Source organism: Paraburkholderia denitrificans (assembly GCF_042655705.1).
GTDB classification, from domain to species: domain Bacteria; phylum Pseudomonadota; class Gammaproteobacteria; order Burkholderiales; family Burkholderiaceae; genus Paraburkholderia; species Paraburkholderia denitrificans.
The window spans coordinates 20,702-44,983 of the sequence record NZ_JBHSMP010000009.1; the positions used below are offsets into that span (position 1 = coordinate 20,702).

At 61.0% G+C, this 24,282-nt stretch carries 24 protein-coding genes and 1 tRNA gene; 13 read left to right on the top strand and 12 right to left on the bottom strand.

The window, feature by feature from the left end; all coding sequences use genetic code 11:
- Positions 1-234: 234 nt before the first annotated feature.
- Together ACFPTO_RS05985 and ACFPTO_RS05990 are read right to left on the bottom strand one after the other, a co-directional pair.
- Entirely contained in the window at positions 235-444 is a 210-nt protein-coding gene (locus ACFPTO_RS05985; RefSeq protein WP_377710136.1) for a hypothetical protein, read from the bottom strand.
- A 209-nt stretch (positions 445-653) separates the two neighbouring features.
- A tRNA-Gly gene (locus ACFPTO_RS05990) sits at positions 654-728 on the bottom strand.
- A 129-nt stretch (positions 729-857) separates the two neighbouring features.
- On the opposite strand from ACFPTO_RS05990, the gene ACFPTO_RS05995 reads away from it, so the two are divergent.
- The 7 genes from ACFPTO_RS05995 to ACFPTO_RS06025 all read left to right on the top strand — a co-directional run bounded on the left by ACFPTO_RS05995 (position 858) and on the right by ACFPTO_RS06025 (position 9,335).
- Positions 858-2,813: a CHASE domain-containing protein gene (locus ACFPTO_RS05995; RefSeq protein WP_377710137.1), complete on the top strand. Its 1,956-nt coding sequence runs from the start codon at positions 858-860 to the stop codon at positions 2,811-2,813.
- Positions 2,797-3,429: a response regulator transcription factor gene (locus ACFPTO_RS06000; RefSeq protein WP_377710138.1), complete on the top strand. Its 633-nt coding sequence runs from the start codon at positions 2,797-2,799 to the stop codon at positions 3,427-3,429. The genes ACFPTO_RS05995 and ACFPTO_RS06000 overlap by 17 nt, the downstream gene beginning before the upstream one ends.
- 367 nt (positions 3,430-3,796) lie before the next feature.
- Positions 3,797-4,999, top strand: coding sequence for a hypothetical protein (locus ACFPTO_RS06005; protein WP_377710139.1), 1,203 nt, complete (start codon positions 3,797-3,799; stop codon positions 4,997-4,999).
- A complete protein-coding gene (locus ACFPTO_RS06010; protein WP_377710140.1) occupies positions 4,990-6,102 on the top strand; it encodes a hypothetical protein in 1,113 nt (370 codons plus the stop codon). Before ACFPTO_RS06005 ends, ACFPTO_RS06010 begins: the two co-directional genes overlap by 10 nt.
- 36 nt (positions 6,103-6,138) lie before the next feature.
- Complete coding sequence (locus tag ACFPTO_RS06015) at positions 6,139-6,819, top strand: hypothetical protein (protein WP_377710141.1); 681 nt, start codon at positions 6,139-6,141, stop codon at positions 6,817-6,819.
- Positions 6,820-7,040: 221 nt separating this feature from the next.
- Positions 7,041-8,531, top strand: a complete 1,491-nt coding sequence (locus ACFPTO_RS06020) for a CsgG/HfaB family protein (RefSeq protein ID WP_377710142.1) — start codon at positions 7,041-7,043, stop codon at positions 8,529-8,531.
- Positions 8,532-8,774: 243 nt separating this feature from the next.
- Positions 8,775-9,335, top strand: a complete 561-nt coding sequence (locus tag ACFPTO_RS06025) for a hypothetical protein (protein ID WP_377710143.1) — start codon at positions 8,775-8,777, stop codon at positions 9,333-9,335.
- Positions 9,336-10,319: 984 nt separating this feature from the next.
- Here ACFPTO_RS06025 and ACFPTO_RS06030 read toward each other — a convergent pair.
- Genes ACFPTO_RS06030 through ACFPTO_RS06040 form a run of 3 tightly spaced genes read right to left on the bottom strand, consistent with a single transcriptional unit; the run spans position 10,320 to position 11,478 of the window.
- A complete protein-coding gene (locus tag ACFPTO_RS06030) occupies positions 10,320-10,487 on the bottom strand; it encodes a hypothetical protein (protein ID WP_377710144.1) in 168 nt (55 codons plus the stop codon).
- 58 nt (positions 10,488-10,545) lie between these two features.
- Positions 10,546-11,109: a YggT family protein gene (locus ACFPTO_RS06035; RefSeq protein ID WP_293040793.1), complete on the bottom strand. Its 564-nt coding sequence runs from the start codon at positions 11,107-11,109 to the stop codon at positions 10,546-10,548.
- A 48-nt stretch (positions 11,110-11,157) separates the two neighbouring features.
- Positions 11,158-11,478 carry an EthD family reductase gene (locus tag ACFPTO_RS06040; protein ID WP_377710145.1) on the bottom strand — a complete coding sequence of 107 codons (321 nt, stop codon included), beginning with the start codon at positions 11,476-11,478 and terminating at the stop codon, positions 11,158-11,160.
- A gap of 656 nt (positions 11,479-12,134) precedes the next feature.
- On the opposite strand from ACFPTO_RS06040, the gene ACFPTO_RS06045 reads away from it, so the two are divergent.
- Entirely contained in the window at positions 12,135-12,296 is a 162-nt protein-coding gene (locus ACFPTO_RS06045; protein WP_293040787.1) for a hypothetical protein, read from the top strand.
- A gap of 406 nt (positions 12,297-12,702) precedes the next feature.
- Positions 12,703-13,005: a hypothetical protein gene (locus tag ACFPTO_RS06050; RefSeq protein WP_377710147.1), complete on the top strand. Its 303-nt coding sequence runs from the start codon at positions 12,703-12,705 to the stop codon at positions 13,003-13,005.
- 123 nt (positions 13,006-13,128) lie between these two features.
- Here ACFPTO_RS06050 and ACFPTO_RS06055 read toward each other — a convergent pair whose 3' ends face one another.
- The 3 genes from ACFPTO_RS06055 to ACFPTO_RS06065 form a co-directional block, all read right to left on the bottom strand.
- Complete coding sequence (locus ACFPTO_RS06055; protein WP_377710148.1) at positions 13,129-13,797, bottom strand: LysE family translocator; 669 nt, start codon at positions 13,795-13,797, stop codon at positions 13,129-13,131.
- Between the two features lie 138 nt (positions 13,798-13,935).
- The gene (locus tag ACFPTO_RS06060; RefSeq protein ID WP_377710150.1) at positions 13,936-15,408 is read right to left on the bottom strand and encodes an NAD-dependent succinate-semialdehyde dehydrogenase; all 1,473 of its coding nucleotides are present in this window, start codon (positions 15,406-15,408) and stop codon (positions 13,936-13,938) included.
- A gap of 111 nt (positions 15,409-15,519) precedes the next feature.
- Positions 15,520-17,088 carry a UbiD family decarboxylase gene (locus tag ACFPTO_RS06065; protein ID WP_377710151.1) on the bottom strand — a complete coding sequence of 523 codons (1,569 nt, stop codon included), beginning with the start codon at positions 17,086-17,088 and terminating at the stop codon, positions 15,520-15,522.
- A 640-nt stretch (positions 17,089-17,728) separates the two neighbouring features.
- Here ACFPTO_RS06065 and ACFPTO_RS06070 point away from each other — a divergent pair.
- Positions 17,729-18,865, top strand: coding sequence for a transglycosylase SLT domain-containing protein (locus ACFPTO_RS06070; RefSeq protein ID WP_377710152.1), 1,137 nt, complete (start codon positions 17,729-17,731; stop codon positions 18,863-18,865).
- A gap of 114 nt (positions 18,866-18,979) precedes the next feature.
- On the opposite strand, the gene ACFPTO_RS06075 is transcribed toward ACFPTO_RS06070, so the two are convergent.
- The 4 genes from ACFPTO_RS06075 to ribBA form a co-directional block, all read right to left on the bottom strand.
- A complete protein-coding gene (locus tag ACFPTO_RS06075) occupies positions 18,980-20,173 on the bottom strand; it encodes a pyridoxal phosphate-dependent aminotransferase (protein WP_377710153.1) in 1,194 nt (397 codons plus the stop codon).
- Between the two features lie 93 nt (positions 20,174-20,266).
- Positions 20,267-20,701: a transcription antitermination factor NusB gene (nusB, locus tag ACFPTO_RS06080; RefSeq protein ID WP_377710154.1), complete on the bottom strand. Its 435-nt coding sequence runs from the start codon at positions 20,699-20,701 to the stop codon at positions 20,267-20,269.
- Positions 20,698-21,210 carry a 6,7-dimethyl-8-ribityllumazine synthase gene (gene ribH, locus ACFPTO_RS06085; protein WP_377710156.1) on the bottom strand — a complete coding sequence of 171 codons (513 nt, stop codon included), beginning with the start codon at positions 21,208-21,210 and terminating at the stop codon, positions 20,698-20,700. Before ribH ends, nusB begins: the two co-directional genes overlap by 4 nt.
- A gap of 66 nt (positions 21,211-21,276) precedes the next feature.
- Positions 21,277-22,443 (bottom strand): bifunctional 3,4-dihydroxy-2-butanone-4-phosphate synthase/GTP cyclohydrolase II, encoded by a 1,167-nt coding sequence (gene ribBA, locus ACFPTO_RS06090; RefSeq protein ID WP_377710158.1) that lies wholly within the window; start codon positions 22,441-22,443, stop codon positions 21,277-21,279.
- A 281-nt stretch (positions 22,444-22,724) separates the two neighbouring features.
- Between ribBA and ACFPTO_RS06095 the strand changes: the two genes are divergently transcribed.
- The 3 genes from ACFPTO_RS06095 to ACFPTO_RS06105 all read left to right on the top strand — a co-directional run bounded on the left by ACFPTO_RS06095 (position 22,725) and on the right by ACFPTO_RS06105 (position 24,222).
- The gene (locus ACFPTO_RS06095; RefSeq protein WP_377710160.1) at positions 22,725-23,003 is read left to right on the top strand and encodes a type II toxin-antitoxin system RelE/ParE family toxin; all 279 of its coding nucleotides are present in this window, start codon (positions 22,725-22,727) and stop codon (positions 23,001-23,003) included.
- 11 nt (positions 23,004-23,014) lie between these two features.
- On the top strand, positions 23,015-23,320 hold the full coding sequence (locus ACFPTO_RS06100; RefSeq protein WP_293039117.1) for a HigA family addiction module antitoxin: 306 nt from the start codon (positions 23,015-23,017) through the stop codon (positions 23,318-23,320).
- Positions 23,321-23,433: 113 nt separating this feature from the next.
- Entirely contained in the window at positions 23,434-24,222 is a 789-nt protein-coding gene (locus ACFPTO_RS06105) for an alpha/beta hydrolase family protein (protein WP_377710162.1), read from the top strand.
- Positions 24,223-24,282 lie beyond the last annotated feature (60 nt).

Genomic DNA, 24,282 nt, shown 5'->3' on the forward strand with positions numbered 1-24,282 from the left:
CGGCGAGCCTTGCGTTCGCTGCTGCCTGACACGGGATCGGGCTCAGGCGGCGGTTGTGGCCTGCGGCGGGCCGGAACGTGCCCGCCTCTTGCGCGCGCCGCGCGCGAGACGCGACCGGCCCTGAATGCGACGCGCATTATAGCAGCGCTGGCGGATACGTCCGGCGCTGCGGCGGGTGCTTATTCGACGCTCATTCGGCATTCATCGGGCGCTTGGCGAGCGCCCTTCGGGCGTTCAGTCGGCGGAGATCCAGACGTGAATATGCGCCGGGTGATGCAGCTCGAATTCGTTGATCCGGCCGGCGCGAACGTCGAGCAACAGGCGCTCGAGTTGGGCAGCCGTTTCGTTTAGGGGCAGGGCGTCGGCCGGAATTCGCTCAGCGGCGTGCGAGAGCAGATCGTTGCGGGCGCGCACGATTAGCGCGAGGGCGCGCTTGCGAGGCATGAAAAATCGTTCCATCGATGACGGCCCCGCGGCATGCGTCAGGCGAGTCGCTCAAGAGAGGGAAATTGGGGCAGGCCAGTGGGCGGTAAACGCCGGAGCAGGAACGTGCGACGGGGGAATTCAGGTCAACCTGGCGTGCCCGCGCTGCGCTCCCGCAGTGCTCCCGTTGGGGTTCCGTTGTGGTCCGTAGGGAGGCTGGCAAGCCGATGTGGAGCGGGCGATGGGAATCGAACCCACGTCTCCAGCTTGGGAAGCTGGGGTAATGGCCATTATACGACGCCCGCAGAGCGCGCCATTTTACAGGGATTTTTGCGGTTTGGGCAGTGGCGTGATTTGGCCGCTGGCCTTGAAACTGCCATTGCCGCTTTGTGGGGCGGTGGCATTGCGTGCTCTTTGCGAGCTACTGTTTCTCGATGTCCGTTTATCCCAAATTCAGAGTGGATCCATTTGATGCACCAACAGTAGTCGCCGCGCGCCCACGCATTTACACCCGGTGCATTGAGTCCATCGACTATTGGGGTCAGGCTTGCGCGTACAATGGCTGGCCTTCGTCCTATGACCTGATCCTGATGACGCTGTTCGTCCAGTATCGCCGCCTACCTCTCAAAGTAATCGCTATTGCCCTGGTTGGATGGCTGACTGTTGCAGTGGCGATAGTCGGCGTGCTGGTTGCGTCGGAGGTCTCCAGCTCTCGACGCGAATTTTCGGCGCAGAGCGAGAGGACATATGAAATCATCCGGCAGCGCCTCGACCAGAACGAAGCTGTACTCGCCGGGATCGAATCTCTGCTGCATACGTTCCCCGGTGTCGAATCCACAGGATTGCGGGACTACGCGCGCCAGATGTTGGCGCGCTATCCGCACATCTACATGATCGAACTGCAGCCGCGTATCGAGCAGGCCTATCTTCTGGGTTTCGAGACGTGGGCGAAGCAAAAAATCTATCGCAAGTACTACGTCAAGGACTACGGGTACGGCGGTGAGCGCACGTGGCGTCCGGTGCCGTTGCGCCCCGTGTATTACCCGATCACCTTCATGGAGCCGCAAGAGAAGGATGCGCTGCCGGTCCTTGGACTCGATGTGTACGCCGATGCCAAGTTTCGTGGCGCCCTGGACAGAACGATCCAGACCGGGGAGCCATCGATCTCCGCGCCGTTCGATCTGTTCGAGGGTGGGCGTGCTTACCTGATCTTCAAGGCGATCTATAGCCAGCCGTCCCACGAAGCAGATGACTCTGCCACGAGAGCAAAGCTCTCAACGCGTATCGTGTCGATGCTGATCCATACCGGGAAGTTTCTCGACCGCAATGAGCTTCCGTTGCCGTCGGTATCGATGCACATCTATGAGCAGGGATCTGCTGACGATCGGGCGGATGGCTCGATTGACCGGATCGACGCAAAGCCCGCACCTGCGTGGGCGAAGTTCTTGCTGCCTGAGTTCGTGTTTCAGAGAGACTTGCCGAGCCGGGTTCAGCCGTTTGTGTTTGAAACCCGGCGACAACTCGGGGCAGAGGTTGTTCCTGTGTTGCCTGCGGCCTTGACATTATTTGCCACGCTGGTGATTACCTTGCTTGCGCTGGCGGTCTATCAGCAACGTAGCGAAGTCCGACGCGCTGCGCGCGAAGCCGAACAACGCGCATTCCAGCGCGAGGAGCAAGCACAGGCCGCACGTCTCAGCACCATGGGTGAGATGGCCTCCGGCATAGCGCATGAGCTGAACCAGCCGTTGACCGCAATTCTCAGCTACAACCAGGCGTGCATTCGTATGCTGCACGAGTCGGCACCGGATTATTCCGCCGTGGAAGGCGCGATGCAGGCTGTGGCCGATCAGGCGAAACGGGCGGCGGATATCATCGTCCGTTTGCGTGCATTCGTCAGCAAGCGACCTGCCGAAGTCATGTCGCTCGATATGCGGGCATTGGTTCGACAGGCGCTTGCCTTGGCGGAGCCGTGGATGAATCAGGGCGAAGTCATCGTTCGGTTCGCGCCGCCGGATACCTTGCCTGAGGTTCAGGCTGACAACATCCAGATCGAACAGCTTGTGTTGAACCTGATCCGCAATGCGGTTGAAGCAATGGGGCAGGTCCCGGTCGGACAACGTGAGCTGACACTATCCCTTGGCAGCGATGGCCACAATGTGATCCTGAGTATTCGGGATACGGGGTCGGGGATTTCGCCCAGGATTCGCCAGACATTGTTCCACCCGTTCCATACCAGCAAGGCCGATGGCATGGGACTTGGCTTGACGATTTGCCAGTCGATTGCCGAAACCTATGGTGGCAAGGTGATAGAGAATGCCTCCGTCACGTCTGGCGCTGAGTTCCGGTTGATTCTTCCTGTCCAGGAAAAACAAGATGTCGAACAGCGTTGAAGAGATTGTTTATCTGGTCGATGACGATGCCGCCGTGCGCGACGCACTGTCGTTGCTGATCCGATCCATCGGCATTAAATCGAAGGCTTACGGTGATCCTGCTGCATTCCTCGAAGATATACAGGGCGACGAGATTGGGTGTCTCGTCCTCGATATTCGTATGCCTGCGTTGAACGGGTTTGCCGTGCAGGAGCGCTTGAGCGCAATGGGCTCGTGCCTGCCGATCATCCTGATTACCGGACACGGCGACATTGCGCAGTGTCGGCGGGCATTCCAGAACGGGGCGGTGGATTTTTTGACTAAGCCGATTGACGAGAATACGTTGATCGAAAGCTTGCAAAAGGCGATCCAGCACGGGCGCGAACAATGGGCGTCGAAACGTCGGACCAACGATGTGCGGGCGCGCTTGCAGAAGCTGACGGCACGGGAGCGGTCGATATTCGATCTGGTCAGCGATGGCCTGCCGAACAAGGTGATTGCGGACCGGCTGAGACTGTCGCTGCGAACCGTGGAGACTTACCGGGCGTCTGTGTTCGAAAAACTCGATGCGTCGTCAACGGCAGATCTGGTCAAGCTGAAGGTACTCGACAGCACGTGGAAAAAATCCATACCGTAGTTGCCGCAACTTTCATTGTAATGGCCGGTCTGGTTTCGAGGGATCTCGATTCTGGCCTGCAGTCTGAACCCATGAGTTGAATATATATCTATGCCCAATGCTTCTGCATTGGGCTTTTTTTATGGTTCTCGAGCATGGCGTGCGGCGTCAAGGGGCACATATTTGATCGAACGCGGAGGGGCGATGAAACTTGATCTGGATGGGAGTTAATGCGCGCATATGCAGATTTCTGTGGCCACGGACGGCAGCGATCGGAAAAACTTTATACCGTAGATACCGCGTTTTCCCCCTGTAGTTACCAGTCTGGCCCCGCGAATGACCGATTCATAGAATCTGCCATTCGTCGGAAACTGGATTCAGACAAACTATGGACAAGGTGTTCGTCTCGACCGGCGTAGTACTTGGCCGGTTACTCTGTTGCGCCGGAATATGCGCCGCCATGCTGGTCTCGCAAGGCGCGATTGCCGATCAGGGTAGTAAGGTCTATTTCGCTGGCGTCGCTTATACGAGTAACGCATCGGCAATTGCCGACAGCTATCCGCATCTTTCCGTGGAACTTGCCGGCGATCGTGCGGTAGCGTTGAACGGCCGAATTAGAAGTCTGATGCAAGGTGCAGCGCTACCCGAAGCGGTGTCTTTCGATTCTCTTGGTTCGATCAAGGATGCATCCAAAGCAACCGCGTTAGCGTTGGCAATTGATGGTGAAACGTCGTCAGTCGAGCACATCGGGAACGTGTACAAGCTCCGCACTGAAATATCCGCCGAAGCTCTTTTCTTTGATTTCAAAGAAAAGCAGGTCCTTGGTGGCTTCCCATTCACCATCGATTACATCGATGTCAGCGACACTCCCCCAAGTGATCAGGACATACAAAAAGCATTTCATCAGATGGTCGCAGGTGCCGCGGGACAGCATGATATCGCGGGTGAATTCGTCAGGGTCATGGCAAACGCACATGTGCCGGACGCCGCAAACAAACATCTGCGTGTTACTGCATCGGCGCTTGGTCCGATGGCGGTTGAGTATCTCAATCAATACGCACCGCAGCTGAATCAGGCAGCCTTCGCTCAGGAGGTCGCACGTGATTTTGGTAAGTACCTGGCCGCCAATCAGAAGGTTTCAATTCTTCCGTATCGCAGCAATCAGGCTATCGGATCGTCGATGGCTGCAAGATTCACCGAGGGGGAAGCGTTCAACTTAAAGATACCGGACGCCGACTACGAGATACATCTGAACGTTGCCGGGTTCAAGAAAATTCAGAAATCAAGTTCCAACGTCGATACGCTGCTTTTGTACGGGGCATTCGTCGACGTTGATGTTCTCGAACCGCTCTCGCAAAAGATCTACTTTTCGCAGCGGATCAAGCAGGGAGAATCCAAAACAATTCCTGTCACGCAAGTAACCGTCGATGACTGGGCCGCATCCAACGATACGCTGCTTAGCTTGTTCGACAATTTCACGAAGGCAATGTCCAATTCAAAAAGTGCATGGCTAAATTCGGGACTGCCGGATAACAGTCAGGCTCGCGATCAACTCGTATCTCTGGAGGAGCTAGTTAAGTCATGTCGATGAAGCCATGGATCGTTGGTGCATTCTCTGCAGGGTTGTGTGCCATCGCCATTTCCGCGCACGCCGAGACCATTTCAGAAAAAGGTATGGCCAGTGTTGCGTATGCGGGGTGGTCCGTTAGCGCAACAGATCGCCAGGAAGCCGTTCACAAGGCTGAGTTGAATGCGCTGGAGCGGTATATCGCCGACGCCGACGCGGCCAAGTCGAGAATTTTCAGTTCGAAGAAGGAAACAATCGTTTCCCATATCGACGACTACATTCTCGGAGCGACAACGCTTAACGAGCAGCTGGACAAGGATGCCAAAACCTATAGCGTGGTCATTCGCGCTGATATCAACGGCAATAAACTGATGAACGATCTTGGTACGGGTTCGGCGTCGGCGGGTGACATCGCCCAGCACGGACACGGAAGCATGACGTTCCTGTTCCTCGCGCGAAATCAGAGCAGTGTCCAAAGTTTCGATGACCGTGTCACAAAACGCGCCGATGCGGACAGTAGCTTCGCGCAGAAGACCAACGAAGGTGAATCGATTCATTCGGGAAACATCGGCACGTCCGGTAGCAAGTCAGTTCACGCGAGTACCAGCATAACGACCGGCGGCAGTACTCTTCGCCAGGCCGATAGGGTTAACTGGAGCGTCAGTGATGCGGGTGATGTTGACACGGCGATGACAGGAGTTTTCTCCGATGCTGGTTACGACGTCGTCGAAGCAGATCAAGTCGAGGGTGCCAGCGGAGGTCTCGTAGATATTTCGAAAATTCGCGCGGCGTACGGTCACGGCAACGATCTGCCATCGAAGGTTATGTACGACACAACGCAGGGAGTTCAACGCGCCGGGGTGAATTACCTCGCGCTTGGAACGCTCGATGTTGGCATGCCGGATCGTGACCCTGTAAGTGGCAACATGCGCGTTTTTGTTGTGGTTACAGGCAAGGTATTTGATGTTCAGGGCCGCTTCGCTCGCACATTGACTTCTATTGGCCCGATTCAATACGCCGGGCTCGGACCAGACGCGTCCGTTGCACAGGCAAATGCGCTCAAGGAAGCGGCGAATCAGGCTGCGCATCAAATGGTTGATCAACTCAGCAGCAAAGGCATTCACTAATCATTCGGTTCGATCGAAATTAACGGGGAGAAATTCATGAAACCGGTAAAAACTCTAATCGCAGCAAATGTAGTCGCCAGTCTTTTCATCGCCGCTTCGGCGCATGCTTTCGGTCTGCCCGCTGCACTCGGTGGTGCACCGTCCGCGAACTCGACATCCAGCAGTAGCAACGATAATCTTGCGTCGCAAGACGCTCTGGTAAAGGCCTTTGTCGCTTCAGAGATCGAGGTTTTAACGGCCGAGTCGCTGCTTGAGCAGGCATACGGTAAAAAGGATACCGCGAAGCTGTGTGACGATCAGGTGAAGGCTTTGCAGAATACCAGCGTGGATTCAGACACGCTCGAAAAGACCGTCGATGTGTCGAAGAAGGCCGGTGCGGAAATTGCGGATCAGCAGAGCAAGCAAGCTGCGCTATCGGATGACGAGAAGAAATTCTATATCCAGAGCCTTCCTCACTTCGCAAAGGGTGTCATTGGAACGCACGATGTGGTGACCAAGGCGGCCACGTTTGCGTCCGGTCTCAAGGGATCGGGGTCGAATATCGGCGGCATGCTGTCGGGTGGCATGCTGAAGCTTAAATCAGGCATGTTCATCGCCAAGTCGACGCCCGAATACTCAAAGAACCTTTTCGAAGTCTTCCGCAAGACTGTCATGATCGGCCAGAACAGCGGTGTGAAGATTCCCGCTGACGCGACTTCTGCCCTTGGTGATCTCTAAACGGGGAGCCCCCGCATTGCGGGGGTAATTAACTGAGCATACACATGAAATCTCCCCTGATCAAAGTTACATGTAGCGTCCTTGTGGCAGCCTTGTCGTTAACAGCTTGCCAAAAAAAAACGGCCGTTGGCGAAACTAACCCTGCGCCGGCGCAGGCTAGCGCTGCCGCTGTTGCAGCGTCTGCGCCTGCGAGAGCCAAGCCGGATTTCGGAGGGGTGACGATGCAGCACGTTGAAGTGACTGCCACCGGTTCGACGCTGCAAGTTGCGGTTAATAATGCGATTCGACTCGCCATCGAGCAGGTAAACGGTAAGCGCATCGATGCGGCCTCATTGCAGGTCGCGACCAATGCTTCTGGGGGCGCGGCGGATGTTTCGTCTCCGGCGTATGCGGAGATGATTGCCTCTGCAACTTCCGGTGCAGTCTCGCATTTCCAGATACTGTCGCAGAAACAAATCAGCACGCCGACCAGCACCGACGAGGAAAGCCTGAAGGCATCGCAGGGCGCGAGCTGGAATAAGGGGAGTGTGGACGCATCGGATTCGTCGAAAACGTCGGTTTCCCAGCAGGCCGAAGCTTCGGCACATAATGATTACGCTGGCGCGGACGCCAGGTCGTCAGGCAAAGTATCCTCGAGCGAATCCGATAGTTTGCGGGGTTCGTGGGATCAGCATCAGGGTGCGAAGAAGGTCGATTACGACAAGAAGCATGTTGAATATACGACTCAATGGGAGGTTCGGATTGGGGCCGATGTTGCTACCTATCGAGAGTCCGAGGGGGCGAAGCTGACGAGAGTCGTCGTCGCGCAGCCACAGGTTCGGCAGGCGACATATCAGGTCGGCGATAGCGCTATTCCCTCGGACGCTATTGCTTCCGAGGTGCAGGAAAAAATCGCTGACGCACTGACGCAAACACATCGTTTTACGGTTCTGGATCGCAACGCCGATGCTCAGATCAATGCTGAAATCAGCCGGATTCAGGCAGGCAATACGACACCCGCTGACACAGCGCGGCTGGGGCAGCAACTGGCAGCAGACCTGATCGTCATTCCGACAATTGACCGCTTCGAGTACATTCGCCACGAGCATAAACTCGAAATGGCCGACCGCACGCTAGTCAGTTATTCGGGTGGTGGTGGCGTTGGATTTCGCGTGGTCAATGCGGTCACCGGGCAAATGGTCATGTCGCAGTCCTTCAAGTACGACTTCCCATCCAGCGCACCCACGACACTGGGCGCAGCGGCCGACGGAAAGGCGCTGGCTTCTGGAATGATGGATTCGATGGATCACAGCATCGTCGCATCGATTCTCCAAAGCACCTATCCGCTGTCGGTCGTTCAGGTTCAGGGCAAGAATGTCGTTATCAATCAAGGCGGTGACGCTGTGCGGGAAGGTGCGACCTATCAGGCTGTCACGCTGGGCAAGCCGATTATCGATCCGCAGTCCGGGCAGTCGTTAGGGCCAACGGAAACACCTTGTTGCAGCGTACAGGTGGATCGTGTGAGCACGAACATGTCCTACGGGCACATTGTCGAAAACAACGTCGCGATCCCTGCGCCATTTACTCCGGGAAGCATGGAACTACGTGCTCAGGTGGCTCCGACGGCACCGAAAACGAACAGCCAGCCGACAAGCACTCATGTTGCCCAGCATATAAAAAAGCAGCATGCGGAGAATGGCGATACGTCTTCCGGTAACGACGCGAACTGGTGAATTCCAGCCATCTATCGGAATGTTGGTCTGACCGGCATTCCTTTAAACTGTTTGCGACTTTGCGCGTGTAAGAATGCCGCGGATTCCGCAGCGACGGTCACGGCAACAATCAGAGAAACTTTATATCGTAGACAACGCATTTTTCCCCGTAGTTGCCAGTCTGGTTACGAGATCTGTCGATTCATAGAATCATGAGGATCGTTGGCATTTCGCTTCAGTAGCTTAAATCTGGAATACGGGAAAATGAAAAATCCTGGTAAGGTTCTCGGGGTCGTCGTGACAATCGCTGTTTCGGCGATGTGTGATGGGGAGGCGGCCGCTACGCCATTCGATGGCGTGTCACATCAGCTTGAACGAATGGTTGCGTGCGATGTAAGCACTTTTCCGGCCAATAAGCGGGACGAGGCGGCCACCGCAAAATTCGTGAAGGACCTGAAGGCAGCCGGTGTCCGGGCGCATCATGTCGGGGAGCCACCTGAAGATCAGTTGATCTATGCGCTACCGCGCCATATCACAGTGTTCGGACAGCCGGTCAGCAAGATCGACAACTTTGCACCGCCGTTCGTGATGATCGAATTCAACACGTCGGCGGACGAACTGGTCTCTGCCATCACGCGTTCGACCGGCGAAGCGTTCGGGAAAACCGGGCCCGGCTCTTACGAGCTCAAGAACAAGAAGACAATCTCGGTTGCTGGTCAGACATATCCCTTTGAACGGAATATCTACGTGTCGGCGGAGGCGAGCGGGAAATCCGCATATGTTTGCCGTTACGACGACACTGATCCCAAAGCTGGCGACGCATAGGAAAAAGGAGCGCCAGAGGGGAATATGGAGCATATTAAGTCAAAGAAAAAGCTGCTGATCACAGGCTTTCTCGTGAGTCTATGCGTTCGCAGTCACCTGATTGCTGTATCGCATCGTCGGGCAAGCAACGATTGTCAGCGGGCGGGAACAGGTGGATAAAGATGCCACTCAAAATTGCGCACATTGACGCCATCGCGCGTCAGCTAAAGCGAGACGTTCTGTATGTCGAGTTTCGCCGAGTCAATTACGACCTGTCGTTAGGGAGACTGATAGGTAGTGCGGAGTGGAGAGAGCTGCGCGCGAGACAGCAAATAATAGACTGGCTGAATTCGAAGTGCATAGCATGGAGGCCGTGTGGGGGATTCGCCCATCCGGCCGTGTGCATGGGATATCGAGGGCAGATATACATTGACATACCCTTCGACCGAGATCTGCATGCATATCGCGAGCTGGAGGCGTATCTGGAGAATCCCGACAGCACGATGCGAATTCCGGGAGCCCGGTTTTGCTGCGTGGAGATGGATGAGGCGATGAAAAATGCCGAGCATGATGAGCCAGGCTTCTGCGAGAGGTGGGCAGCCCGATTCTAGTTGGCGGGGATTCGTGTTGGTCGGAACAAATTCTTATTGGCGCTTCGCTATGTCAGCGGCGGCTTGGCTGGCGACTGTTGCACGATCAGTGGCCCGCCATGTGAATTCGGCAATAACGCTCATTGTGATCAGGGTAAGTACGCACGATCCAGCTTGAACTGCTTGAGCATTGTCGCCGAGCCACTGAACGATGCCGAAGAACTGTCGGCCGTTTTATTCTGAATTTTTCATGCCCGTTATCCACTCATGAGTTGTGGATATCGGCTCGATGCTCTGGAACTTGATACGTGCGCCGGGCGTATCATGCCGTCGGCTTTTCGTAATCGAAGCTGGTATGAAAACCGCCACTACGCGTTGCTTTCACGCTGTCATCGTGCCTTTGCTGCGATTGTTCTCAATGCTCCAGCGCGAGGCAGAGATTCATTTCGGCGGCGACTTTGTTCAACCGTTTGTCGCGCGTCCAGATCGTGACGCCGGGTTGCAGGCGCGCAGATGCCGGTAACGACGTATCCACGCAGCCAATGCCCCGATTGAACAGGTGTTCCATCTCGATCAGGTGCATCGTCTCCTCCGGGGTAGCAACCGGCGCGCGCGCAGCGCGCACCGTAAGGCGAGCGCGATCAGATCCCGAAGAGCGTAAGCGAGACGACGGCGCGCGTGATCACCATCAGCAGCACCTGCACGATCACGAACAGCAGGATCGGCGAAAGATCGAGTCCGCCCATTTGCGGCAGGATGCGCCGCAGCGGGTTCAGGAACGGCGCGGTCAGCTCGAACAGCACCGGCATCGCGGGCGAGCGCGGATTGAGCCACGACAGCAGCGCCATGAGGATCGTCAGCCAGAAAAGCAGGTTGAGCGCCCACTTCACGACCGTCAGCACTGCGACGATCACGAGCATCGGCAACTGGCTGACCAGGTCGATGCCCCCGAGCCAGAACATCAGCAGCACGTAGACGATGGCCGCGACCAGCGCGGCCACGATGCTCGCCCAGTCGATGCCGCGCAGACCCGGGATGACGCGCCGCAACGGCAGCACGATCCAGTTGGTGACCTGTTGTACGGCGTGAGTCACGGGGTTGTAGGCGGGTACGCGAACGAACTGCAGCCACGCGCGCAGGAGCAGGGCGGCGCCGAACAATGTGAAGATCGTGTTGAGCAAAAAACGGGCGATATCGCCGAACATCGGTGTCCTTTCCTTCGTGTGGTTGGGGCCGCGCAAGCGGAGCCGGAATCAGACCGATACCTTGATCTCGCTGATCAGGATCGTGCCATTTCCGCCGTCGGTGTAGTTGGGAATGTCGTCGAGAAGCGTCTGCGCGTGCGGCTGGAATGCGGCGTAGAACGCGTCGGCCGTGTCGAACAGGAAGTGTCCTGCGGCAACGTACGGCGGCGGTGTGTCCGGTGGCCCCGCATTGATGCCGATGTCGACCGACCACCCCCGGAGCGCAGCGCCGAAAAGACGTGCAGCGAGCGGCATGTGCCGCGTGGTGTAGTACTCGCTGTCGAAGCGCCCGTTCTGGCGGTGCGGATAAAGGATGCTGACCTTGATCATTGTGCGTTCTCGTCGGTGAATCCCGTAGCGTAGCGGGCGCTGCATGGTCCGGCGGCGCGCGCGCCGTTGCCACATTACCACGGCTTTTGCCGGTGCAGTGCGGTTCGGCGCGCGGCGTCGCGCCGGCGCCCTTTTGTCGAGCATCAAGCTCGACCTTTTTTGAGGTAACCGGGTAAAGTGGTTCTACTCTGTCGCGTTCGAGCGCCGCTGTGGAGGCGGCAGGACGAAGCGGGCACAAAGCGGGCACAAAGCGCACCAGCGCACGCTCTGTTCGCTGTCGTACCGATGCGCGGCGCCGGGTGCGGCTAAAACGATTATTCGGGAGAGGCACCATGGGCTGCAGCGCACGTCGGATGGCAGCCAGGCGATCAGGGAGAAATAACGGTGCGCGGTGCATCGGCGGCACAAGGCGCGGCGCGCGCCGAGGTTGCTGACAGGATGCAGTCGCCACACGGGACATGACGGCATGAACGCACGCGCGGCGTGGACGACGCGCGTGCGGCATGCGGATGGGTACACGGGGTGCTTCGGTGCGGCTATCTCGCAACACTGCAGCCGACGCCCCGGATTTTGCGCACAATACTTTCCAGGGTTTCAGTTTTTGCTGTTGGAGTCGTGCGTCGTTTCCTGTCGGTAGTCCGATTCGGGAGTCCACCATGAGCATCTTTGCTTACCGGAAGCATCTGCGGTTTCTTACACCTGGCCAGCGCCGCCGTTGGTGGGATCAGAAAAAGCGCCTGAAGCCCAGGGTGCAGATCAGCGGCGCCTATGTTCCCCCGAATGTCATACGCGAGTTCACCTATGTGAAGGTCGGATGACGCCGGATGAGCGGCCCGCAGCCGCCGTCCGCGCAAACAAGCGATGCCCGGTTCCCGACCGGGCATCGTCGTTTATGCGCCACGTTACAGGCCACGTTCGCCAGTGGTTTGAGCCGATTTTGTAATCAATCTTTACCGCACAAGTTGCCAAGCCGCGCCGTTTTGACCGCCACAACGATCGCGCCGCACCACGGATGGCAATCCAGGCCTCGGCGGCGCCTTTCCAGGGGCTTTCACGGATGACGTTGCATCGCTCCGCTGAGGAGGCGCGTCGCGAGGCATCGGGACGGGATTGCAATTTGCAACAAATGGCTCACGCTGGCACGCTGCGTTTTCGATACATTGGAATCGCAAGTTGTGCCCGTCATGTGAATTGGCGCCGTTGTCGGCTGTCAGGAGAAGGGAAGTGAAAAAGACCGTTTCGTTTATCGTTGCCGCTGTGCTGGGCGTGGGGCTCGTCAGCGCAGCCGAGGCGCATGTTTCGGTGGGCATCGGTATCGGCATTCCGGTCGCGCCCGCGTATCCCGTGTACGCCGAGCCGGTCTATGTGCCGCCGCCCGTCGTCTATGCCCCGCCGCCGGTCGTCTACGCGCCGCCGCCTGGGGTGGTGGTTGGCGGCTACTGGGGCGGGGGTCCGTACTGGCATCGTCCGTACGGCGGCTACTATCGCGGCTATCACGGTTATCGCGGTCACTACCGTCGTTGGTGACATGGGCGGCGGTTGCCGCCCTGCCACATGTGCTGTGCGCTACGGCGTAACGCAGGCTCGGGCCGCGTTACGCCGTCTGCTTTTTTCTTCCGCGTAATTGTGGGTTGCGTTGGCCGCCTGCGCTCAGGATGCGCCCTGGAGGATCAGGTCGCGATAGCCGTGGACGATCACGCTATACGAGAAGTACGCGAACAGCAGCGCCGAAAAGACATGGCACGCGCGCAGCAATCCGGCGCCGGCGCGTTTGCGCCCATGGCTCGCGAGGCCGCAGATGAAGCCTGTCCAGCCGAGTCCGCCGAGCAAGAACCCCGAGAGAAACAAGACGGCCGAGCCCGCGCTGGTTGCGCCGGTTTTGGCGATCAGCGCGCCGCCAACAGCAGCGAACCAGAGAATGGCGCTCGGCGACGAGAGCGCGAGCAGCACGCCGCGTAGAAAGCTTCGCCACGGATCCGGATTGGGCGAGGCCGGATCCGCTTCCCCCTCGACAGGCGGCGCGGCCGCCGGATTGAGCGCTTCGCGCGCCATCTTCCAGGTGAGCATCAGCAAAATGGCCGAGCCGCCGATCCACACGACCCAGCGCACCGCGTCGAACTGCAGCAGTGCCGCCATGCCCGCAAGCGCGAGCGCGGCATAGATGAGATCGCCGAAACACGAGCCGAGGCCGAGCCAGAAACCCGCGCGAAAGCCGTGCGAGAGCGTGAGCGAGATGATCGCGACGTTGACGAGACCGATGTCGAGGCAGAGCGAAAGCGAGAGAAAAAAGCCGTCGGAAAGCAGGGAAAGATGGTGCATTAAAGCGATTTCTTGTTCGTATGGGCGGGGCGTCGAGCCGCCCGGATTTTGTTGTGTCCGCCACGATACCGCACGCGCGCGCCCGCCGTGTCTGCGGGCGCGCGCGTTACGGCAGCGCCGATAGTCAGCGTTCAGTCCTCAAACGCCAATACACAGGTATTTCAGTTCGACATACTCATCGATGCCGTATTTCGAGCCTTCGCGGCCGAACCCCGATTGCTTGACGCCGCCGAACGGCGCCACCTCGTTCGAAATGAGGCCCGTGTTGATGCCGACCATGCCGTATTCGAGCGCCTCGGCCACGCGCCACACGCGGCCGATGTCGCGGCTGTAGAAATACGCGGCGAGACCGAATTCCGTGTCGTTGGCGAGCTCGATCGCCTCCGCTTCGTCGCTGAAGCGGAACACCGCGGCGACCGGGCCGAACGTCTCTTCCCGCGCGATCAGCATGTCGCGCGTGACGTTCGCGAGCACAGTCGGTTCGACGAAACGGCCCTCGCGCACGCTGCCGCCGGTGATGAGCGTCGCGCCTTTCGCGCTCGCATCGCCGATATGCCGTGCGACCTTTTCGACTGCGGCGTCGTCGATCAGCGGGCCTTGCGTCACGCCCGCCTCGAAGCCGTTGCCGACGCGGATCCTGCGCGATGCCGCGGCGAGCTTTTCGACGAACGCGTCGTAGATCGAATCGTGCACGTAGAAACGGTTCGTGCAGACGCAGGTCTGGCCCGCGTTGCGATACTTCGAAATCACCGCACCTTCGACGGCTGCGTCGATATCGGCGTCGTCGAAGACGATGAACGGCGCGTGGCCGCCAAGTTCGAGCGCGATTTTCTTGACCGTCGGCGCGCATTGCTGCATGAGGATGCGGCCCACCGGCGTCGATCCGGTAAACGACAGATGCCGCACGACGTCGCTCTCGCACAATGCCTTGCCGATTTCGATTGAATTCGCCGCGTCGGCTGTCACGACGTTGAACACGCCGCGCGGCACGCCTGCGCGCTGTGCGAGTTCCGCGAGCGCGAGTGCGCACAGCGGCGTTTGCTCGGCGGGCTTCACGACGATCGTGCAGCCCGCCGCGATTGCGGGTGCGACTTTGCGCGTGATCATCGCGATCGGGAAATTCCACGGCGTGATGGAAGCGCATACGCCGATCGGCTGCTTCAGGACCACTAATTTTCGGTCGGCGGCGGGACTCGCGAGGACGTCGCCGTTCACGCGCTTCGCTTCTTCAGCGAACCATTCGAGGAACGACGCGCCGTAGGTGACTTCGCCGCGCGCTTCCGCAAGCGGCTTGCCCTGCTCGGCGGTCATGATCGTGGCGAGGTCGTCGGCGTGTTCGATCACGAGATCGAACCAGTGGCGCAGGATCGCCGCGCGCGCCTTGCCGGTTTTCGCGCTCCACGCGGGCAGGGCGGCGTGCGCGGCGGCGATTGCGCGCCTTGCCTCGTCGGCGCCGAGGTCAGGGACGCGCGCGATCTCCGTGTTGTCGGCGGGGTCGAGCACGGCAAAGTCCGTCGTGCTGCCGCTCCATTCGCCGTCGATGTAGGCGCGTGTCTTGAAGAGGGCGGGGTCCTTCAGCTGCGTAAGGCGCTCCGTTGCGGACAGAATCATCTTCGTGTCTCCTGAGTGCGTCGGCGGCGCGGCGGCTGTCGCGTCGTCTGTCGATACACACCGTGCCTGGCGCATGGCGCGTATCGACGCGGCTCAAAGACGCGCTTCGCCTCAGAGCCCCAGTTCGTCGTAAAGCCGGTCGACGCGCGCCTTCACGCTGGCGTCCATCGTGATGGCGCGGCCCCATTCGCGGGTGGTCTCGCCAGGCCACTTGTTGGTCGCGTCGAGACCCATTTTCGAGCCGAGCCCGGCCACCGGCGACGCAAAATCAAGATAGTCGATCGGCGTGTTCTCGACGAGCACGGTATCGCGCGCAGGGTCGATGCGCGTCGTGATTGCCCAGATTACTTCCTTCCAGTCGCGGATATTCACATCATCGTCGACCACGACGATGAACTTTGTATACATGAATTGGCGCAGGAAGCTCCAGACGCCGAACATCACGCGTTTTGCGTGCCCGGGATAGCTCTTCTTCATCTGCACGATCGCCATGCGATAGCTGCAGCCCTCGGGCGGCAGATAGAAGTCGGTGATCTCGGGAAACTGCTTCTGCAACAGGGGCACGAACACTTCGTTGAGCGCGACGCCGAGCACGGCGGGCTCGTCGGGCGGCTTGCCGGTGTAGGTGGAGTGATAGATCGCGTCGCGGCGCATGGTGATGCGCTCGACCGTGAAGACGGGGAACCACTCCTGTTCGTTGTAGTAACCCGTGTGATCGCCGTAGGGGCCTTCGAGCGCGTGCTCGTAAGCGGCGCTCGCGCCCTTCGACGGGCGCGGCGGCGCTCCGGCGGGCGCCGGCGCCCGCTCGCCGGACTGCGGATAGATGAAGCCTTCCAGCACGATTTCGGCGCGCGCGGGCACTTGCAGTGTATCGACGCCCGGCGTCAGGCACTTCGCGAGTTCGGTGCGCGCGCCGCGCAGCAGGCCGGCGAACTGGTATTCGGAGAGCGTGTCGGGCACGGGCGTGACGGCGCCGAGGATGGTCGCCGGATCGGCGCCGAGCACGACGGCAACGGGATACGGCTTGCCGGGGTTCTTCAGCGCGAACTCGCGGAAGTCGAGCGCGCCGCCGCGGTGGGCGAGCCAGCGCATGATGAGCTGGTTGCGGCCGATGAGCTGCTGGCGGTAAATGCCGAGGTTCTGGCGCGTCTTGTTCGGCCCGCGCGTGACGGTGAGGCCCCAGGTGACGAGCGGACCGGCGTCGCCGGGCCAGCAGGTCTGGATCGGCAGTCGCTTGAGATCGACATCGTCGCCCTCCCAGACGATTTCCTGGCAGGGCGGCGAGCTGACCGTCTTCGGCGCCATGTCCCACACCGCTTTCGCGAGCGTGAAGAGCTTGCCGGTGTCTTTGAGACCGCGCGGCGGCTCGGGCTCTTTCAGCGTGGACAGCAGACGCCCGACGTCGCGCAGCGATTCGAGCGCGGCGCCGTCACCCGCGCCCTCCGGCGTATCGATGCCCATGCCGAGTGCGACGCGGCGCGGCGTGCCGAACAGGTTGCCGAGCACCGGGAACGCATGGTTCGAACGGTTCTCGAACAGCAGTGCCGGACCGCCCTTGCGCAAGACGCGGTCGCACAGTTCAGTCATTTCCAGCACTGGGGAGACGGCTTGGGGCACGCGGCGCAATTCGCCGAGCGTCTCGAGGCGACCGACGAAGTCGCGCAGGTCTTTGTATTTCATCAGGAGCGAGTGAATGGCCGGGGCCGCATGAGGCGGCTGGGGCTGCGGATTGGGCCGCGGGTTGGGGCGCGGATTGGGGCGCGGATTGGGCCGCCGTCGCCGGACGTGGCAGGCAGACGCGGCAATTCGATTGTCGATTTTACATGTGTTGGCTGACACACGCTGCCGGACACAATGCGTAATGGGCCGGAAACGCGCTTGGAGTATCGGCCCCGACGGATTGAACGCTGTTCATTATTACAAATAGTCATAACTACGAGGTTCTATAGTATTGACGATCTATAAAACGCTGCTAGAATCCGCACACACTGGTTGCAGGGCTTGCAATTTTTAACCACCGTCCCGGTCCTTCAGACGCGATGCGTCGCCGTCAAGCCGACTCCCTGCACGGCTTCATACGGTCTAGATAAGTAGTCTTCGCCAGCGCGCCTTTGCGCTGGCTGTTCGCGTGAGAACTCCTGAGCGCGCCCCTGGCGTGCCGCCGTATGTAATACAGGAGGAGTTCCACCCACGGCGTACTTGCCGTTTTCCCGACGCCGCTGCCGCACCAGCCAGGGCGCGCGGCGTCTTGATCCTGCAATGGGTAGTTGGCGATTGGCCGCCCCGTCTGCCGGATCATGCACCATGGGGAGATCTGTAGATGAATACCTGGTTAATGTGGTGGCGTGCCGACGGACGTCTGTCGCAAGGCTTCCGCGCGCTGCTCGAGCGCGGCACCCGCCTGAGTCGTAACCTGTTCAGCCTCGTTGGCTGCTGTGCCGTTCTGCTTGCACTCGCTCTCTGGCTGCTGCCCACGTGGCGCGGCGCGCTGGCCGCACGCCTGATGCCCTTCGTATCGGCGGCCGTGCAGGCCGGTCCGGCGCGCCTGCTGCAAGGCAATCCGCTGCCGTCCTTCGCGCCCCCGGGCGCGGCGACCGACGACAACGACGGCGCGAACCTGCCGGTGGCGCTCGTGCCCGATACCGGCAGCGCTGGCGCAAGCGTCGCTGCCACGGCACAAGCGGGCATGGCGACGACGCTGAACGCGGTCACCCTCAACGGCCTCGATTCGCATTCGCTACCGAGCGTGGGTTCGCTTGCACGCCTGATTCCGTCGCAGCGCATCACACCTGATGCCCGCGACGACCGCGTCATAGTGTCTCAACGCGAGCAGTCGCTCGTCTCCGGCTATCTCGCGCGCCGCTATCGCGTGGCGCAGGGGCCGGTGGGCGAACTCGTGAAAGCGGCCTTCGATACGGGCCGCGAAGTGGGTCTCGATCCGCTGCTGTTGCTTGCCGTGATGGCAATCGAGTCAGGCTTTAATCCGTATGCCGAGAGCGGTGTCGGTGCGCAGGGGCTGATGCAGGTGATGTCGAAGGTCCACTCGGACAAGTTCCAGTACTTCGGCGGACAAAGCGCAGCGCTCAATCCGCTCGCGAACATCAAGGTCGGCGCGCTCGTGCTGAAGGACTGTATCGCGCGCGGCGGTTCGGTGCCGGGCGGGCTGCGTCTGTACGTTGGGTCGACGTCGCCGGACGATGGCGGCTACGGCGCCAAGGTCATGGCCGAGCGCGGGCGTTTGCGCGATGTCGCTCGCGGCCGGAACGTGCCGATCAATGCGCCGCAGGCGCCCATCCAGACCGCGTCGGTGAGCGCAGCGTCGAAGGCGGCTGGCAACAAGCGCGTGCAGGTGATGCTCGACGGTGCGCATTCGATCGCGGCCAAGGCGGTATCGGAGCAGGACGATGCCAGCACGACCACGCAGAAGCACGGTTCGTCGGCAGAAGTCGGCGCGTAGTTCGTACCGAAGTTGGCACGACATGCGGCAGGTCCGCTGGAAATGAAAAAAGCACCCGAGGGTGCTTTTTTGTTGCCTGCTGCTTTGTTGGCCGTCGCGATACGGCCGCGGTGCCTAGCGATTGAACAGCTTGCGCAGCCGTTCGACCGCTTCTTCGAGCCGCTCGTACGCAGTCGCATACGAGAGCCGCACGTACCGATGCGGCGCGGCGACACCGAAGTCCATGCCCGGCACCATCACCGTGCCCGCGTCGTGGAGCATCGCGCGGGTCAGCGCGTCGCTGTCGCCCGCGGCCGGATGTGCGACGTGGGTGCAATCCGCGTAGACGTAGAACGCACCGTCGGGCATCACCGGCACCTTGAAGCCGAGCGTTTCGAGCGCAGGTGCAATGAAGTCGCGGCGTCGTTTGAATTCGAGGCGGCGCGACTCGTAGATAGCGAGCGTATCCGGCTCGAAGCACGCGAGCGCCGCGTACTGCGCGAGTGCCGATGCGCAGATGAACAGGTTCTGCGCCAGTTTCTCGAACGCGCCGACGAGCGCAGGCGGCACGACCAGCCAGCCGAGACGCCAGCCCGTCATGTTGAAGTACTTCGAGAAGCTGTTGACCGTCACGACGTCGTCGCCGTACGAGAGCGCCGAAACGGGCCGCGCGTCATAGCTCAGGCCCTGGTAGATCTCGTCGACGATCGTGAAGCCGCCGCGCGCGCGCACGGTCTGCACAATCCGTTTCAATTCGGCGGGATCGATCGACGTGCCCGTGGGATTCGACGGCGACGCGAGCACCACGCCGCGCGTGTGTTCGGTCCAGTGGCTTTCGACGTCGTCGGCGGTCAGCTGGAAGCGCGCCTGCGGGCCGCTCGGCACGAGCACGGGTTTGCCTTCCGCAGCCGCCACGAAATGGCGGTTGCACGGGTAGCACGGGTCGGGCATCAGCACTTCGTCGTCGCGATCGACGAGCGCGGTGCACGCAAGCAGCAGCGCTGCCGAAGCGCCCGCCGTGACCACCACGCGCGCCGGGTCGATCGTGAGCCCGAAGGCGTGCTGGTAATGCGCGGCGATCGCCTCGCGCAGCTCGTGAATGCCGAGCGCGCTCGTGTACTGCGTGACGCCGCGGCGCAGGGCGGCGGCGGCGGCTTCCACCACCGGTTCCGGGGCCGTGAAGTCCGGCTCGCCGATGCCCATGTGGATGATGTCGCGTCCGGCGCGTTCGAGTTTTGCCGCTTCCTTGGCCAGTTCCATGACGTAGAACGGCTGGATTTCGTCGACGCGCGCGGCAAGCCGCAAGAGCGGTTCGGCAACGGTGTTCATGCGGGTGATTCCAGTTCTTTCATACCGGCAGGCGGGTCAAGGCAAAGGTAAAGGCCAGGGCCGCGCGTATGCGGTGCGGCTCTGGCCCTGGCCTCAGGACCGGCGCGCAGCCTGAATTTCCGTGGCGCGCAGTTGCACCGACAACTTGTCGAGCACGCCGTTGACGTACTTGTAGCCGTCCGAGCCGCCGAACGTCTTCGTCAGTTCGACCGCCTCGTTGATCACGACGCGGTACGGAATGTCGACGTGATGCGTGAGCTCGTAAGTCGCGACCAGCAGCACGGCGCGCTCGACGGGCGAAAGCTGCTCGATCGGACGGTCGAGGCACGGCGCGATGGTGGCCGACAGCGTGTCCGCGTCGCGGATCACGCCGTGCAGGATCGCGTCCAGATGCTCATGATCGGCCTTGTCGTAGCCCTGCGAACCGCGCAGCTGGGCGTCGATTTCGCCGGCGGGCACACCCGACAGCAGCCACTGATACAACCCCTGCGTGGCCAGTTCGCGGGAGCGTCGGCGCGCGCTCTTCATCGTTGTTCCTCTTCGTCTTCCTCGTCTTCGTCGTCGTCGCCGCCGTCGAGCTGTTCGAGCGCAACCGTGAGGTTCGCCATCTCGACCGCGACGCGCGCGGCGTCGCGACCCTTTTCGGTCATGCGAGCGACGGCCTGCTCTTCGGTTTCGGTCGTCAGCACGGCGTTAGCCACCGGCACGCCGAAGTCGAGCGAGATGCGCGAGATGCCCGCGCCGCTCTCGTTCGAAACGAGTTCGAAGTGATACGTCTCGCCGCGCACGACCGCGCCGAGCGCGATCAGCGCGTCGAACTGGCCGCTTTCCGCGAGCTTTTGCAGCGCGAGCGGGATTTCCAGTGCGCCGGGCACGGTGACGAGCAGCACGTCTTCGCCCGTCACGCCGAGGCGTTCGAGTTCTTCGATGCACGCATCCGCGAGGCCGTTGCAGACGGGTTCGTTAAAGCGCGACTGGACGATGCCGATGCGCAGTCCGTCGCCGTCGAGGTTCGGTTGGTATTGTCCGATTTCCATGTGGTGTCCGTAGGTTCGGTTGAGCGTGGTGACGCGTGTGAGTGGGCGCGCCTGGGGCCAGGCCCGTCAGGCGCGCGTCGCGGTGCGCTCGGCGCCTTCCGGCGGGCAGGGCGCTTCAGTGCTGCTGCCGGGCATCGGCACGAAGCCGGTGACTTCGAGCCCGTAACCCGACATGCTGCCGAGGCGGCGCGGTTTCGACAACACCTGCATGCGGCCGACACCGAGTTCGCGCAGGATCTGCGCGCCGATGCCGTAGGTCTTGAAGTCGACCGGACGGCGCGCGAGCGCCTCCGCGCGCTCCTTCTGGTCGAACGCCGTGAAGACGTCGATCAGATGTTCCCTGGTGTCGCCGCAGTTGAGCATGACGATGACGCCGAGATCGCGCCCCGCGATTTCGCGGATGGCGGCGTCAAGCGTCCACGAGTGCGTGGACGCGCCCGTTTCGAGCAGATCCAGCACCGAAAGCGGTTCGTGCACGCGCACCGGCGTGTCGACCTCGGGCGTGGGCTTGCCGCGCACGAGTGCGATATGGGGGGTGCGCGTCGGATGATCGATGTACATGATCGCGCGGAAGGTGCCGTGCGCCGTCTGCATGGTGCGTTCGGCAACGCGCTCGACGATCGACTCGGTGCGGCTGCGATAGTGAATCAGATCGGCGATCGTGCCGATCTTCAGGTTGTGCTGCTGCGCGAACTCGATGAGATCGGGCAGGCGCGCCATCGTGCCGTCGTCCTTGATGACCTCGCAGATCACGGCAGCCGGCGTGAGGCCGGCGAGCGCCGTGAAGTCGCAGCCCGCCTCGGTGTGGCCGGCGCGCACGAGCACGCCGCCAGGCTGCGCCATGATCGGGAATACGTGGCCCGGCTGGACGATGTGGTCGGCGCGCGCGTCGTGCGCGACGGCGGTCTGGATCGTGCGGGCGCGGTCGGCGGCGGAAATGCCCGTCGTCACGCCTTCGGCCGCTTCGATGCTGACCGTGAACGCGGTGCCGTACTGCGTGCCGTTGCGGTACGTCATGAGCGGCAGGTTGAGCTGCTTGCAGCGCTCTTGCGTGAGCGTCAGGCAGACCAGGCCGCGGCCGTACTTCGCCATGAAGTTGATCGCCTCGGGCGTCACGAATTCCGCTGCGATGACGAGGTCTCCCTCGTTTTCCCGGTCTTCTTCGTCGACGAGGATCACCATCCGGCCGGCTTTGAGCTCGGCGATGATCTCGGGGGTGGTGGCGAGGGTCATTATGAGGATCTGGTCTGGAAAGCCGGTATTTTACGCCACGCGGGCGTGCGCGTCGCCGTCGGCGGGGGCAAGAAGCGAGAAGAGACCCTCGCCGTTCCGCAACGGGCACGCTGCGCGCGTTGCGCCGCACAGTTGTCGCGCAGTTGCCGTGTACTGGCTCGATGTCCGGCGCCGCGCCCGGGTTGGCCCGGGGTTGGCCGAATGGCTGGCTGGGCGGCGGAAAACACCCTCGGCACAATAGTAACGGTTGATGTTATTAACGCGCTACGTTACTATTTGCGATGATTACTTCGTTTGCTTGCCGGGATACCGAGGCGCTCTTTTTCGGGCGCCGGGTTGCACGCTTCGCGCTCATCGAGCGGGTTGCGGTGCGCAAAATGCAGCAGATCCATGCCGCCGCCACGCTTTTGTTTCTGCGGGTGCCGCCGGGCAATCGCCTCGAGTGGTTATCCGGCGACCTGGCTGGCTACTACAGCCTGCGCATCAATGTGCAATGGCGGATCTGCTTTCATTTCGCGGACGGCGACGCATCGGAAGTCCGTATCGTCGACTACCACTGAGGAGCATCACCATGGCACGCGAAGTTCCGCTTGCGACACCGGGCGAGATTCTTTCGGAAGATTGGCTCAAGCCTCTCGGCATTAGCCAGTACGCACTCGCCAAGGCGATTGACGTGCCGCCGCGCCGCGTCAACGAGATCGTGCTCGGCAAGCGTGCGATCACAGCCGACACGGCGGTGCGCTTCGCCGTCTTTTTCGGCACCGACGCACGCAGCTGGATGGAGCTACAGGCCCATTACGACACCGAACGCGCGCGCGAACAGCTTCAGGACGTGCTCGCGCGCATCAAGCCGTTTGTCCGGGCCGAGCACGTCTGAGCGCGCGCCATGCGGCGTTTGCCGTATCCATATCCCGTTCGCAACCGGCAGAGCGGGGCATGAAGCAATGCCCTGCCCGGGTGCGAACGGCTGTTACCACAGAAACCAGAATAATGAAACGCGTTGGAAGTGCATTGGGGGCCTTGCTGATTGCGGTGCACGCAGGTGCGGCACCGCTCGATCACGGCGATCTCGTGACGTTGCCCACGCGGCCAGGCGTCACGCAGAGCATCTTTATCACGGCGCCGGAGCAGGCGACGCCCAAGGCCGTGGTTCTGCTGTACGCGGGCGGCGAAGGCGTTCTCAGGCTCAGCGACCACGGCCCCACGAACATGCGCGGCAACTTTGTGATCCGCACGGCCAGCTATTGGGTCGACCACGGCTACGCCGTCGTTCAGGTCGACGCGCCTTCCGACCATCAGGACGATTTGGGCATGAACGATTATGTGCGTCGCTCGGCCGATACGCTCATCGACCAGAAGGCCGTGTCGGTAGAGGTGCGCAAGCGCTTTCCGGGGGCAAAGGTCGTGCTCTACAGCACGAGCCGTGGAACGGTCACGGTGGGCACGATGCTCATGCACGCGAGCGACCTGGCCGATGTCTACGTTCTGACTTCGCCAAAATCAGTCGCGAATCGCGAGCCCGGTATTTCGGACCTGGATGTGCCGCGGGCGTATCGCGACAAGACCATGATCATGTCGAACGAGCGCGACGGCTGCAAAGTGGCGCCGTATTACGGGGCCAGGCGGCTCGCCGAAGCGAACCATGTGGTTCTTGTCACCGAATCCTCCGACGCGGCCTCGGGCAACGCGTGTGGCGCGCGATCTCCGCACGGCTATCTCGGCATCGAACAGAAGGCGCTGGACGATTCCAGTGCATGGCTTGAAACCAGGCTCAATTAGTAGCCATGCCTGTGTGCAGGACCGCCGCCAGGCCGAAGGCGATTGTCAGGCAAACCGAGG